The sequence below is a fragment of the Niallia tiangongensis genome (genome assembly GCF_044704065.1).
GTDB classification, from domain to species: domain Bacteria; phylum Bacillota; class Bacilli; order Bacillales; family Cytobacillaceae; genus Niallia; species Niallia tiangongensis.
The window spans coordinates 4,973,278-4,987,119 of sequence record NZ_CP162613.1 but is presented as its reverse complement, the minus strand read 5'-3'; the positions used below and the strand labels follow the sequence as shown (position 1 = coordinate 4,987,119).

Annotated in this window: 13 protein-coding genes; 9 read left to right on the top strand and 4 right to left on the bottom strand. The window is 36.6% G+C overall.

Features of this window, described 5'->3' with window-relative positions:
• The first annotated feature begins 18 nt into the window (after positions 1–18).
• From AB3U99_RS23555 to queF, 4 genes are all read left to right on the top strand, one after another.
• Complete coding sequence (locus AB3U99_RS23555) at positions 19–501, top strand: Na+/H+ antiporter subunit E (protein WP_400244370.1); 483 nt, start codon at positions 19–21, stop codon at positions 499–501.
• The gene (locus tag AB3U99_RS23550) at positions 494–778 is read left to right on the top strand and encodes a Na(+)/H(+) antiporter subunit F1 (RefSeq protein WP_400244369.1); all 285 of its coding nucleotides are present in this window, start codon (positions 494–496) and stop codon (positions 776–778) included. Before AB3U99_RS23555 ends, AB3U99_RS23550 begins: the two co-directional genes overlap by 8 nt.
• A complete protein-coding gene (gene mnhG / locus AB3U99_RS23545) occupies positions 756–1,136 on the top strand; it encodes a monovalent cation/H(+) antiporter subunit G (RefSeq protein ID WP_400244368.1) in 381 nt (126 codons plus the stop codon). The genes AB3U99_RS23550 and mnhG overlap by 23 nt, the downstream gene beginning before the upstream one ends.
• 367 nt (positions 1,137–1,503) lie before the next feature.
• Positions 1,504–2,004, top strand: a complete 501-nt coding sequence (gene queF, locus AB3U99_RS23540) for a preQ(1) synthase (protein ID WP_400244366.1) — start codon at positions 1,504–1,506, stop codon at positions 2,002–2,004.
• A 90-nt stretch (positions 2,005–2,094) separates the two neighbouring features.
• Here queF and AB3U99_RS23535 read toward each other — a convergent pair whose 3' ends face one another.
• From AB3U99_RS23535 to AB3U99_RS23520, 4 genes are all read right to left on the bottom strand, one after another.
• Entirely contained in the window at positions 2,095–3,012 is a 918-nt protein-coding gene (locus tag AB3U99_RS23535) for an aldo/keto reductase family oxidoreductase (protein ID WP_400244364.1), read from the bottom strand.
• A gap of 225 nt (positions 3,013–3,237) precedes the next feature.
• Positions 3,238–4,956 (bottom strand): acetate--CoA ligase, encoded by a 1,719-nt coding sequence (acsA, locus tag AB3U99_RS23530; RefSeq protein WP_400244362.1) that lies wholly within the window; start codon positions 4,954–4,956, stop codon positions 3,238–3,240.
• 222 nt (positions 4,957–5,178) lie between these two features.
• A complete protein-coding gene (locus AB3U99_RS23525) occupies positions 5,179–5,541 on the bottom strand; it encodes a DUF3899 domain-containing protein (RefSeq protein WP_400244360.1) in 363 nt (120 codons plus the stop codon).
• An 89-nt stretch (positions 5,542–5,630) separates the two neighbouring features.
• The gene (locus AB3U99_RS23520) at positions 5,631–6,986 is read right to left on the bottom strand and encodes an IS1182 family transposase (RefSeq protein ID WP_400243959.1); all 1,356 of its coding nucleotides are present in this window, start codon (positions 6,984–6,986) and stop codon (positions 5,631–5,633) included.
• Between the two features lie 677 nt (positions 6,987–7,663).
• Between AB3U99_RS23520 and AB3U99_RS23515 the strand changes: the two genes are divergently transcribed.
• From AB3U99_RS23515 to AB3U99_RS23495, 5 genes are all read left to right on the top strand, one after another.
• Positions 7,664–9,334, top strand: coding sequence for an ABC transporter substrate-binding protein (locus tag AB3U99_RS23515; protein ID WP_400244358.1), 1,671 nt, complete (start codon positions 7,664–7,666; stop codon positions 9,332–9,334).
• A 155-nt stretch (positions 9,335–9,489) separates the two neighbouring features.
• Positions 9,490–10,419 carry an oligopeptide ABC transporter permease gene (opp3b, locus tag AB3U99_RS23510; protein ID WP_400244356.1) on the top strand — a complete coding sequence of 310 codons (930 nt, stop codon included), beginning with the start codon at positions 9,490–9,492 and terminating at the stop codon, positions 10,417–10,419.
• Position 10,420: 1 nt separating this feature from the next.
• A complete protein-coding gene (opp3C, locus tag AB3U99_RS23505; RefSeq protein ID WP_400244354.1) occupies positions 10,421–11,575 on the top strand; it encodes an oligopeptide ABC transporter permease in 1,155 nt (384 codons plus the stop codon).
• Between the two features lie 18 nt (positions 11,576–11,593).
• Positions 11,594–12,649, top strand: a complete 1,056-nt coding sequence (locus AB3U99_RS23500) for an ABC transporter ATP-binding protein (RefSeq protein WP_400244352.1) — start codon at positions 11,594–11,596, stop codon at positions 12,647–12,649.
• Positions 12,646–13,590, top strand: a complete 945-nt coding sequence (locus AB3U99_RS23495) for an ABC transporter ATP-binding protein (protein ID WP_400244350.1) — start codon at positions 12,646–12,648, stop codon at positions 13,588–13,590. Before AB3U99_RS23500 ends, AB3U99_RS23495 begins: the two co-directional genes overlap by 4 nt.
• The last annotated feature ends 252 nt before the right edge of the window (positions 13,591–13,842 follow it).

Sequence of the window (13,842 nt, the reverse complement as noted above, 5' to 3'; positions counted from 1 at the left end):
TGGAAAGAGGTGATAACCATGCCTATGCAAATACTAATTAACTTGTTAATAGGTGTTGTATGGATGTTTTTGCAAGATACCTGGAATGTATTGACCTTCTTTACAGGTTATTTATTTGGAATACTCGTTCTTTTTATCTTGCGTCGTTATATGCCAACTAAATTTTATTTAGAGACGTTTTTTGCAGTGGTTAAATTGTTCGTTGTTTTTATTGAACAACTGTTTACATCGAGTGTAGTCGTCATTCGACAAATAACAAAACCAAGGATTAATATATCCCCAGGAATATTTTCCTTAGAGACGGAATTAAAGGGAGAATTAGAGGTTTCCTTGTTAGCCTTATTGATGAATTTAACCCCTGGTTCAGTTGTTGTTGAGGTGACTTCTGATAATAAAAAGTTTTTTATCCATGCAATGGATATTCCTGCTCAAAAAGAATCGATCTTTCGTTCAAAGGAAAAATTTGAAAAGGCTATTAAGAGGGTGACTCGTTATGATTGATAATTTATTGGTTGGATCCTTAATTTTACTTATTCTGTCTATATTTGCAACGGTTTATCGGCTGGTCAAAGGGCCCTCTGCACCAGACAGAATCCAGGCGCTTGATTGTTTGGGAATTAATTTAATTGCCGGAGTAGCTATCTTTTCGGTGTTACTTCGAAATACAGGCTTTTTTGAAGTGATTTTATTAATCGGGATTCTATCTTTTATTGGAACGATTGCTTTTGCACGATATATTGAAAGAGGTGTAGTCATTGAGCGTAAACAATCCGATTGAGTTAATAGCAGTTTTACTAATATTTTTTGGTGCTATCTTCTGTTTTCTTAGCTCATTAGGACTAATAAGGCTGCCAGATGTGTATACAAGATCACATGCTGCTTCCAAAAGCTCTACTATGGGAGTGCTTTTTACCCTTGTTGGAACGTTTGTTTTTTTTATCATAGAAGGCAATTTTAGTATTCGTTTATTTCTAGGAATTTTCTTTGTTTTCCTAACCTCACCTGTTGCATCCCATGTAGTCGTTCGTTCCGCCTATCGTTCCAAAGTAAAGCTTGCGGATGTAACAGTACAAGATGATTTAAAGGCTGAAATGGAAGAGAAAGGAATCGAGACGGTGGAAGTTCAGTATAAATAGAATATTTCTTAGTGTGAAATGGGAATTCAGACCATTTAAAAGAGATTTAGTCCGTGGAAAGCGAATCTGTATTCAGGCTTGTAGGTTAATAAATTTTAAAAAAGGCTTATGAACGAAGCAATTAGTTTATTAATTTCTAATTGACGAATTTCTGCTGGTTCTATATAGTTAGAAAAGATATACCCGTACTGAAGCGGGAGAGGTTCATAGCGAATACCCTCTATAAAAAACTATGGATACATGCAATCTATGCCATGTCCATAATAAGGATGTGGCTTTTTTGTTTGATTCAGCTAGTTTTCTGCGTAAGGTAAAATACCTCTCTTTTAAGCAGTGTTGGGAAACACGAAACAAGGAGGAGTTTTAAATGTCTGGAAGAAAGAAAGAAGAAGGATTAACGGATTTAACTTTATTAGGAAATCAAAATACCCAATATAAAAGCGATTATGCACCAGAGGTGTTAGAATCGGTAGATAATCTTCACTCTGAGAGAGATTATTTTGTGAAATTTAATTGTCCGGAGTTCACTAGTCTTTGTCCAATAACGGGACAACCTGACTTTGCAACGATGTATATTTCCTATATACCAAATAAGAAAATAGTGGAAAGTAAATCCCTTAAATTATATTTATTTAGTTTCCGAAATCATGGAGATTTTCATGAGGATTGTGTCAATATAATTATGAATGATTTAATCAAATTATTAGATCCAAGATATATCGAGGTTTGGGGGAAATTCACTCCACGTGGCGGAATTTCAATCGACCCATGGTGCAATTATGGACAACCAGGGACTAAATTTGAAGAGATGGCAGCACACCGTTTAATGAACCATGATATGTACCCAGAAAAAGTAGATAATCGATAATAAAAAAACCTGTTAACCACTCATTATTTTGAGTGGTTGACAGGTTTTTTGCATTTTTAAATAAGGTTTATTCTATTAATAAGAAATAGATTAAGGCAAAATATTTCCGGCAGCGCGATAAATACTGTACCACTCTTCTCTAGTTAAAAGAACGTCACTTGCTTTTATGCAATCTATTAAACGATCCACATTCATTGTTCCGATAACCGGTTGCATGTTAGCAGGATGACGCAATAACCATGCAATGGCAATTGTTGTATTGCTAACTTGATACTTTTCAGCAATTTCATCTATTTGTTGATTTAATTCAGGGAATTTCTCATTTTCAAGGAATACCCCTTCAAAGAAACCATATTGGAATGGGGACCAAGGCTGGATTGTTATATCATGTAAGCGACAGAAGTCTAAAATACTACCATCGCGGCTAATCGCAGAGTCATTCTCCATATTTACATTGATTCCATTTGAAATCATATTGGCATTTGTAATACTTAATTGCAATTGGTTAGCCACAAGAGGTTGTTTCACATATTTTTGCAATAGTTGTATTTGCATCGGATTTTGGTTAGAAACGCCAAAATGACGAACTTTTCCAGATTGCTCAAGAATATGGAATGCTTCTGCAACTTCCTCTGGTTCTACTAACGCATCGGGACGATGAAGCAAAAGGGTGTCTAAGTATTCTGTTTTTAGTCTGCTTAAAATTCCATCAACGGAGTTTAAGATATGTTCTTTTGAAAAGTCAAACATTCCTTTGCGAATGCCACATTTGGATTGTAAAATAATCTTTTCGCGAACACTTGGAGACATATGAATAGCATCTGCAAATATCTCTTCGCAAGCACCGCCGCCATAAATATCTGCGTGATCAAAGAAGTTAGCGCCTTGTTCTAAAGCAGTTTGTACAAATTGCTCTGCTTCCTTTTTTTCTAAAGAGTTAATACGCATGCAGCCAACCGCTACTACTGGCACTTCTAAATTACTGCTACCTAGTTTGATTGTTCTCACGTTTCTCAGTCCCTTCTCTTAATAGAAAACGCTTTAAAAATTTCGTATAGCAAAATTTTCTTATCATATCGAGCCATTTATATTTTGCCATAGAAAGGAGAGGAACACCAATTTTTAGACTTATGAAATCGAAAAAATATTCCTTTTCTAGCAAAGAAAATAGGAAAGGAGTGCACTCCTATTTCGAGATGGAAGAAGCACTTCATTTCCTATTATTTTGATATTTTAATCCTCCATTGTAGAAAGATCCCCGGTAGGGAGTCCTAGTTCCCAAGCCTTTAAAACACGTCTCATTATTTTTCCACTACGGGTTTTAGGAAGCTTTTCGCAGAATTCAATTTCTCTTGGAGCTGCATGAGCGGCCAAGCCTGTTTTTACGAATAAACGTATTTCTTCTTTTAACTCATCTGTTTCTTCATAGCCGTCAATTAGCGCAATAAAGGCTTTAATAATTTCCCCTCTAATAGGATCAGGTTTCCCAATAACCCCAGCTTCTGCTACTGCTGGAAATTCAATTAATTTGCTTTCCACTTCGAATGGACCAACTCTTTCTCCAGCGGTCATAATAACATCGTCTACCCTGCCCTGAAACCAGAAGTAACCTTCTTCATCCATATAAGCTGAATCACCAGAAACATACCATTCATCATGTTGAAAATAACTATTGAACTTTTCTTGATTGTTCCAAATTGTATGCATCATCGATGGCCAGCCTTTTTTAATGGCTAAATTCCCCATCTGGTTTGGCGGCAAAACATTCCCGCTATCGTCTAGAATAACTGCTTCTATCCCAGGAAGCGGTTTCCCCATGGAGCCTAACTTAATGTCCATACAAGGTAAATTACATATCAGCTGAGCTCCAGTTTCAGTCATCCACCAAGTATCATGAATGCGATGTCCAAATACTTCATGACCCCAACGGATTACTTCCGGATTTAGAGGTTCTCCGACGCTTAGAACATGTCGCAAGGAGGAGAGGGTATATTTTTCAGTAACCTCTTCACCCGCTGCCATTAGCATCCGGAATGAGGTAGGTGCACTGTACCAAACGGTCACTCCAAATGTTTCAATCGTTTTATACCATATATCAGGACTAAAGCGACCACCTGCAACAACATTTGTTGAGCCAGTTAGCCATGGTCCAAAAATGCCATAGGAAGTACCTGTAACCCATCCAGGATCAGCTGTGCACCAGTAGACGTCATCTTCTTGCAAGTCTAATACCCACTTTGCTGTCTGATAGTGTTGAATCATCGCATTGTGGACATGAAGCACACCCTTTGGCTTTCCGGTGGAACCTGAAGTATAGTGAAGGATTAATCCATCCTTGCGATCGACCCATTCAATGTCCAATTCCATTGAAGCTGCTTGAAAATGCTGAAGAAAATCTTTTGTTTTATCGTCTTCTTTTATGTCTTCTCCAACAATAAAAATTGTTTCTAAAGCAGGTAATTCTGTGTGTGGGATTCTATTTACTAGTTCAGGTGTAGTAATGATTATTTTTGCTTCGCTATCATGGAGACGGTCTTTTACGGCATCCTCCATAAATGCTTCAAACAGTGGACCAACGATTGCTCCTAATTTTATCGCTCCAAGTAAGGCAAAATATAATTCTGGTGAACGAGGCATAAAAATAAACACGCGATCGCCTTTTTTTACGTTTCCTACCTCCTTTAAAACATTTCCAGCTTTATTTGAAAATTTCTTTAAGTCTTTAAATGTGTAAGTTTCTTTTCTTGATGGATGAAAATAGTGGAGGGCTACTTTGTTGGCGCGGTAGTTTTCAGCATGACGGTCAATTGCTTCATAGGCCAGATTAACTTTTTCAGTCTGATGCCAAGAAAATTCCATTTCTGCTTGGTCCCATTTGAAATGCTGGTACAAGTCCTCATAGTTTTCAAGGTTATGCTTGCCTTTAACGGGTGGAAACGCTTCCAATTTCATTGATACATCCCCCTCATTTCAATTTTTTTACAACACTATTATAATGGGAAAACACTATATATACAATTTTAATGTTGTAATTGAATAAATATTCCTACATTTTAAAAATTGATAAGAACATAGAGTAAAAACGTTACTATATAAAGGTACAACTCGGAGGAGATAATTATCTCCTCCGAGTTAATGGAGAATTCCTAATGAATAGGGGCCATAAAAACAGTATTAAATATAGTGAATGAAAAGCAAAATTAATAAATAAATCAAAAGAAGTAATGCTTGAAATTTAAGGGCAGCGTAAAGTCTTTTGTTAAATTTTTGAGATGGAAGAGGTTTTTCCTTCCATTCTTCCAAATAATCATCATTTTTTAGAATAACGTGATGGAACCTTCGGAAGCTGAACGTTACCCCGTCAAAAAATCCCCCTTTTGCAATATATAGAAATAGAAAAACAACGATATAAAAGAAAGAGAGATAAAAGACGGTATTAATATAATGAACAAAAGAATATTCGGAAGAAAAAATAAAAAAAAGAATCCCCGTTATGAAGATATTTATTAGTAATACAGACCATTTTTTATTATGCATGATTTTTCACCTTTACTAATTGAGTTAATTTCATAATTCGAGCTTTTAAAGAAACACAGACTTACAGAATTTTATCTCCTATAAAATTTTTAAGCTGCTTGTTGCTTACTTAACTTACGGTTAATCCTATCTGCTCCTAACTTGGAAGCATTGTAAACAAGCGTTACGAGATCAAAATGGACTTTCGCTCTTTTCCCAGTACGATAACGAACATTATTGAGCTGGAAATAACCTTTAAGATAGGCATTTACTCGCTCAACCGCTGTACGTCGTTTAAAGATGGTTTTCCAAGTTTTTGATCCACGGGCTGGTGCGGTATATCTTCTAAGATCGGTTGTGATTTTTACTTTGTATACTTTCTGGCAAAGACCATCATTCGCTAACGGACAGTCTTTACACTCTTTTGGACGTGTATATTTTAATGTTTCATACTGATGATCAAAGCTATCGTAACGGTAAGAATGCTCTCGAACACATGTAGGGGCGAAGTGCTTATCAAATCCAATAGGTTCGGGTTCATTCCGCTTATTATAAGCAATCACAGATTGATGGCCCATTCGATGAATTTGGGTATAAATCGCCTCAAAATCATAGCCTGCATCCATTGTTTGATAACGTAATGAAGGAAACAAAACGTGTTCGTGAAGTCCTTTTAATAAAGGGATCGCAGCTTTTCCATCATTTAAATTAGCGGAAGATAGAAGAGATTGAAAGATATACTGACTCTTTGTCCCTACAGCTAAATGAGCTTTGTAGCCATACCAAAAAACATTTTTTCCTTGGCTGTTTTTCTTGATTCCCCATTGAGGATCTTGAGGAATTTCAGCTCGAAGTTCATCCAGAGGAATATCTAGTTGTTCTTCTATTTTCTTGTCATAAAGTGGAAGGTTGGCTTCCTGTTCTGCTTTTTCGATAAGCCATTGTTCACGCTCTTCTTTTGATTTACGTCCACGTTTTTTCGGTTCCGATTTTGGCTGTTCTTCCTTTGGAGGTGCTGCATCTTTGGCTAGTACATGCGTGGCATCAATGGCAACTGTGTCATCCTCCACAAAGCCTTCTGAAATGGCTTGATGGAGCAGTGTTCCTTGCACATTTTCAAGAACATCGGATTCACAAAGAACAGTAATCATTCTAGAATAAGCTGCTTCTGAGGGGATAGAGTCTGAAACTAAAAACCCACAGTCGAGACGAAAGATCATGTCATATTTTAACCGTTTCACTAAATCCTTAATAAACGGAATTCGCTCCGTAATTCTAGCGATGAGCGAATAAATCATCGCTGCATAGTTTAGCCCAACAGGCCTTCCAAAACGCGATTTCTTCGTTACCACAGCGAAGATCGGTTCGATGTCAATGGTAGAAAAAACAGCTTCAAACCGTTGGGTAGGTTCTAAATGATATAATTCTTGTAGGTCAAATAGGCTTCCTTGTCGTATAATAGTCATAGGGAGTCTTCCTCCAGTCTTATTAGTTTGTGTAGTGCTTACTAAATTCGACATTTTGGGGAGGTACTCCTTTTTTTGTGTCTCTGAGACCTTGAGACTCTAAGCGTTAAATTTATGAAATTGATTCATTATGTTTGTAACACGAATAAACGTATTTTAACCTAACTCTTTTAGAATGTACATTTTAGGAAGCTATACGGCAATAAAATGTTGTTATAATCGGGGGCTTATATACTATCAAATAGTCACTAAGTAAGAGTGGATACTTCTTAGTTAAACTGGAAAGAGGGTGAATTAATCCAATAGGAAGGGTGCTGTTTTCTAGGAAGATATAGGACTAATATTGTAAATATATCCTATTATAAAATTGTACAATAGTAAAACAATCTTCTAATTTAAGGTAGAAAAGTATATTGGGATATGGATATTATTTACAATTAACCGTTCTTTTGCCATATATTTCTCTGTTTTTTTTATAGAAATTTTTAGAAATTCAATATAAAAGTAAGCGCTATCTTTGTTGGTTTTATGCAAAAACACTCCAGCACGCTATAGCAATATTTGAAATTATCTCTATATTTAGTCTTTACAACTCTACTAGAATAATAGTATACTCTCTTTAGCTTCTTTTTTAGATGTAATTTACAGAATAATATAACAATGGGGGGTCTTTTTTAATGAAGCGAAAATTAACTTGGCTGCTTTCACTTACACTGATATTGAGTGTATTTTTAGCAGCGTGTTCTGGCGGCGATGATAACGCGTCTGAAGGTACAGATAAGCAAGCAGAAGAGACAAATGTTGAACAAGTTTTAAACTTAATTAACGGAGATGCGATTCCTTCAATGGATCCATCAATGGCAACAGATGAATATGGTTTCCAATTCTTGGGTGCTACTATGGAAGGTCTATACCGTTTAGGTGAAGGCGCTAAAGCTGTACCTGGTATTGCTGAAAGCCATGAAGTATCTGAAGATGGCTTAACTTGGACATTCAAGTTACGTGAAGATGCAAAATGGTCAAACGGAGATCCTGTAACTGCTAACGATTTCGTATATGCTTGGCAACGTGCAGTTAATCCTGATACTGGTTCTGAGTACGGTCCTTACATGATGGGTGGCGTAATCAAAAATGCTACTGAAATCAGCCAAGGCGAAAAGAAAGTAGAAGAATTAGGAGTTAAAGCAGATGGCGACTATACTTTAGTTGTTGAACTTGCAAACCCAACTCCATATTTCGAATCTTTAACTTCTTTCGGTACATTCTTACCGTTGAACCAAAAATTCGTTGAAGAAAAAGGCGATGCTTTCGCTACTAGCTCTGAAAATCTATTGGCAAACGGTCCTTTCACATTAGAAAACTGGGAAAGTACTGCTCAAAAATGGAATCTTGCTAAGAACGACACTTACTGGGATACTGATTCAGTTAAGTTAGAAACGATTAATTATGTAGTAGTTAAAGATGCTCAAACAAGTGTTGACCTTTACGAAAAAGGCGAAGTAGACCGTACTGGTTTATCTTCAGACTTAGTTGACCAATATTCTTCTGATGAAGACTATACAATCAAAGCTGACAACTCTGTGTTCTATTTGAAAATTAACCAAACTAGAAATGAAGCCCTTGCTAATACAAACATCCGTGCAGCTATCAGCCGTGCGTTTGATAAAGAGGCTTTAGTAAATACAATCTTAAACAACGGTTCTATCGTTGCTAATGGTTTAGTACCAGCTGATTTCACTCCAATGCCAGATGGTAGTGGTGATTTCCGTGAAGTTAGTGGAGATCTTGTAACTTATGATACTGCTGCTGCTAAAGAGTTTTGGGAAAAAGGTTTAGAAGAATTAGGAACTGATTCAGTAGAAATCGAATTCTTAGGCGGAGATACAGATGTATCAAAAACTATGAATGAATACCTTGCTAACCAATTACAAACAAACTTACCTGGTTTGAAAGTAACACTGAAACAAGTACCATTTGAACAACGTTTAGATGCTGATACTAAGCAAGATTATGATCTTCAATTAGCAGGTTGGGGTCCTGACTACCTTGATCCATATACTTTCTTAAGCTTATGGATTACAGATGGCGGAAATAACAAAATGGGTTACTCAAATGCAGAGTACGATAAATTGTTAGAAGAATCTACTACAACTCTTGCTACAGATAATGAAGCTCGTTACCAAAACTTCTTAGAAGCTGAAAAAATCCTATTTGAAGATGCTGCAATTGCTCCTGTGTATCAACGCGGTGGTGCATTCCTATCATCTCCAAAAATTCAAGGCTTAATCGAAAATCCATTTGGACCAACTTATGAATACAAATGGACTAGTGTAGGAGCTGCAGAATAATTTCGCTTTTTTGAAAAATTCGATGCTATGAAATGAAGAGGGAGTGTATGCTTTTATAGCATATACTCTCTTGTATTTTCGAGTAGGAAAATTCTGATTATAGCAAAAATAAATTATTATGCTATAATAAACAAAGAAAATTAGGAGGTGCACAGATGGTTCGATATCTTCTTCGACGATTATGGTATATGTTCATAACACTGTTCATTATCGCAACAGTCTCCTTTTTCCTGATGAAGTTCCTTCCAGGAAGTCCGTTGAAGGCTGACGATAAATTAAGTGAAGAACAAAAAACAATTATATTGGAAAAATATGGATTGAATGATCCGATTCCAGTTCAATATGTAAATTATTTAGGAAAGCTTGTGCAAGGGGATTTAGGTATATCATTTGCATTTGATAATACTCCTGTTACAAAAATATTGTCAGCAAAAATCGGTCCGTCTGCACTTTTAGGTGGACAGGCATTAGTGCTGGGGACAGTAGTCGGAATTCTACTGGGCTTAATAGCGTCTATTTATAGGAACGGTCCAATCGATTATACGTCTACCATTATAGCTGTACTCGGGACATCGGTTCCATCGTTCGTATTTGCAGGACTATTACAATATTTCTTTGCAGTAAGATGGGATTTGCTCCCTGTTGCGCTGTGGGGCGGTTTTGAATATACGATTCTACCAACTATCGCACTAGCAATATCTCCTCTAGCTGTTGCTGCTAGGTTCACAAGAACAGAAATGATAGAGGTACTACATTCCAATTATATAACGACAGCTCGTGCAAAAGGGGTTAGTGAAGCAGGAATTATCTTCAAGCATGGATTACGAAATGCCTTGATACCTTTAGTTACAGTTATAGGTCCTATGGCAGTAGGCTTAATGACAGGATCATTAGTTATTGAGAAAATCTTTGCTATTCCTGGAATTGGAGAGCAATTTGTTACATCGGTTACTGTAAATGATTATCCGACAATTATGGGAACAACATTATTGTTTGCCTTTGGATTTGTTATCATAATTTTAATCATTGACCTCCTATATGGATTAATTGATCCTAGAATTAGAATTGCAGGAGGAAAAAAATAAAATGGATAAAAAAAATCTTAATCAAATGGATAAAAATTTATTTAAACCTCTTAAGCAAGAAGAGAATATTAGTGAGAAAATAACTGCTCCAAGTAGGACCTTTGGTCAGGATGCAAGAAGAACATTATTGAAAAATAAACCTGCAATAGTCAGTATATTTATAATACTATTGATAATCTTGTTGAGTATCTTTGGGCCGCATATGAATGACTATGACAATAATGGTCAAGATCTTTCCCGTGCAAAGCTTCCTCCAAGAGTACCAGTGTTAGAAAATGTTTCTTGGTTAGGCTTAAATGGTACTTTAGCAGGTAGATATGAAGGCACAGATGTAGAAGATGCAACTGCAAAAGCAATGGCTCGTTATAAAAGCACAGAAGAGTTTGTTGATATTAAAGTTCTTGAAGAAGGCGACGGTTCAAGAAATTCAGCTGAAGTAAGAGCAACATTCCATATCTATGAAGCGAAAGATATGAATGATACCTACTTCTGGTTTGGTACAGATACACTTGGTCGTGACCAATGGACAAGACTTTGGGAAGGAACAAGAGTATCGTTAATTATAGCCTTTGTCGCAGCTATCCTTGATTTATTAATTGGGGTAACATATGGCGGTGTCTCTGGGTTTTATGGTGGAAGAGTCGATAACATATTACAGCGTATTGCAGAAATATTAGTAGGTATACCAAACCTAGTAGTTATTCTATTAATGATGCTGATTCTCCAGCCTGGTATTGTCTCCATTGTTGTTGCATTAGCCATTACAGGATGGATAGGGATGTCCCGTATCGTTCGTGGAGAAGTATTAAAACTAACAAATCAAGAATTTGTACTTGCAGCAAGAACATTAGGAACATCAAATGGTACGATTATTAGAAGACACTTAGTTCCAAATATTACTGGGATTATCATTGTTAATACGATGTTCTCCATTCCTGGAGCGATTTTCTTCGAAGCATTTCTAAGCTTTATCGGTTTAGGTATTGTACCTCCAAATGCTTCATTAGGTGCGTTAATTGAACTAGGATTTGCAAATTTACGATTGTATCCTTATTTACTAGTTTTCCCAGCGACTGTATTGTCAGTATTAATGATTGCATTCAATATATTAGGTGATGGCTTGCGTGATGCATTCGACCCTAAAATGCATAAATAGGAGAGTAGGTGTTTATAAATGAGTAAATTATTAGAAGTCAAAGATTTAAGAGTATCATTTAACACCTACAACGGTGAAGTACAAGCTGTTCGCGGTGTTAGCTTTGAGTTAAATAAAGGGGAAACACTAGCAATTGTAGGGGAATCCGGTTCTGGTAAATCCGTTACTTCTAATGCTTTAATGAGACTTCTTCCTGAACCACAAAGTGTCATTAAAAGTGGAGAAATATTATTAGAGGGCGAAGATCTTGTTAAAAAGTCTAAGAAGGAAATGCAAAAAATTCGCGGAAAAGATATTTCAATGGTTTTCCAAGACCCAATGTCTTCTTTGAATCCAACAATGAAAATTGGGAACCAAATCATGGAAGGTCTAATCAAGCATCAAAATATGAATAAATCTGATGCAAAGAAACGTGCTCTCGAGCTACTTGAATTAGTTGGTATTCCACAGCCAGAAATTCGCATTAATCAATTTCCACATCAATTTTCAGGAGGAATGCGTCAACGTGTGGTTGTAGCGATTGCGCTTGCGTGTAATCCTAAGATTTTAATTGCTGACGAACCAACTACAGCACTTGATGTTACGATTCAGGCTCAAATCCTTGAATTGATGAAGGACATTCAAAAGAAAACGGATAGTGCGATTATTTTTATTACCCATGACCTTGGTGTAGTAGCAAATGTTGCCGATCGCGTAGCTGTTATGTATGCTGGTAAAATTGTTGAAATTGGTACTGTAGATGATATTTTCTATAATCCAAAGCATCCTTATACTTGGGGATTAATTGGATCAATGCCAACACTTGATAGTAAGGATGAAGAACTATTTGCTATACCTGGAAGCCCACCAAATATGTTAAAGCCTCCAGTAGGAGACGCGTTTGCGCCTAGAAATCAATTTGCACTAGAAATTGACACAGTGATGGAACCACCAATGTTTAAAGTTTCTGATACACATTATGCAGCAACTTGGTTATTACATGAAGATGCTCCAAAAATTGAACCACCAGAATCGGTTAAACAAAGAATGCTTGGTTTCTCCAAATCAGGTCGCAAGGACGGTGAAAAACGTTGACTAGAGAAAAATTATTAGAAGTGAAAAACTTGCAAAAGCACTTTTCTGCAGGTAGAGATAGAATCATTAAAGCGGTGGATGGCGTATCCTTTGATATTTTTAAAGGAGAAACATTTGGTCTTGTTGGAGAATCTGGTTGTGGAAAATCTACAACAGGTAGAACCATTATCCGTCTTTATGATGCAACAGGTGGAGAGGTTAAATTTGATGGTGAAGATGTGCACGGGAAAAAATCAAAGGCAGAGCTTCGCAATTTTAACCGAAAAATGCAAATGATTTTCCAGGATCCTCATTCCTCTCTAAATCCGCGTATGACGGTACTGGATATTATTGCAGAAGGCATTGATAATCATAAGCTTGCAAAGACGCCCGAAGAACGTCGAGAGAGAGTAGAAGAATTACTGGAAGTCGTTGGATTGAATAAAGAGCATGCTACACGCTTCCCACATGAATTCAGTGGTGGTCAACGACAAAGAATTGGGATTGCTCGTGCACTAGCTGTAGAGCCAGATTTCATCATCTGTGATGAGCCAATTTCTGCACTTGACGTTTCTATTCAAGCGCAGGTTGTTAACCTTTTGAAAAAGCTACAAAAAGAACGAGGACTAACTTATTTATTTATTGCCCATGATTTGTCTATGGTTAAATATATAAGTGATCGCATTGGTGTTATGTATATGGGGAATATGGTTGAGCTTGCAGAAGCGGATGAGCTTTATGAAAATCCTATTCACCCATACACAAAATCATTATTGTCCGCAATTCCACTTCCGGATCCACGTTATGAACGTGAGCGTACAAGAATTGCTTATGATCCATCTGTACATGATACTAATGAGCCAGCAGAGTTAAGAGAAGTAACTCCAGGTCACTTTGTGCGTTGTACTACGAAAGAATTAGAGAAATACAAACGAGAATTAAGCCTAAAGAAAACTAAGTAATAAATTTAATTTATTAAAGAAGACCCTCCCAAATAATCCTTGCCACGATGCAAGGATTTTTTCATTTCTCGGAAATGAAATCTGTATTCTTCTTATTTCCCCTATCCTTACACATGTAATCCTAAATGAAGGTAAAATCGTTTTCTAAAAAACGATAAAAACGGGACATTCCCATTTAAGTAAACAATAGCATGTTTGAAGAAAGGAAAGGCTCTGGTCTCTGTTAAAAATTAAAACTCCACTAAAAAACAC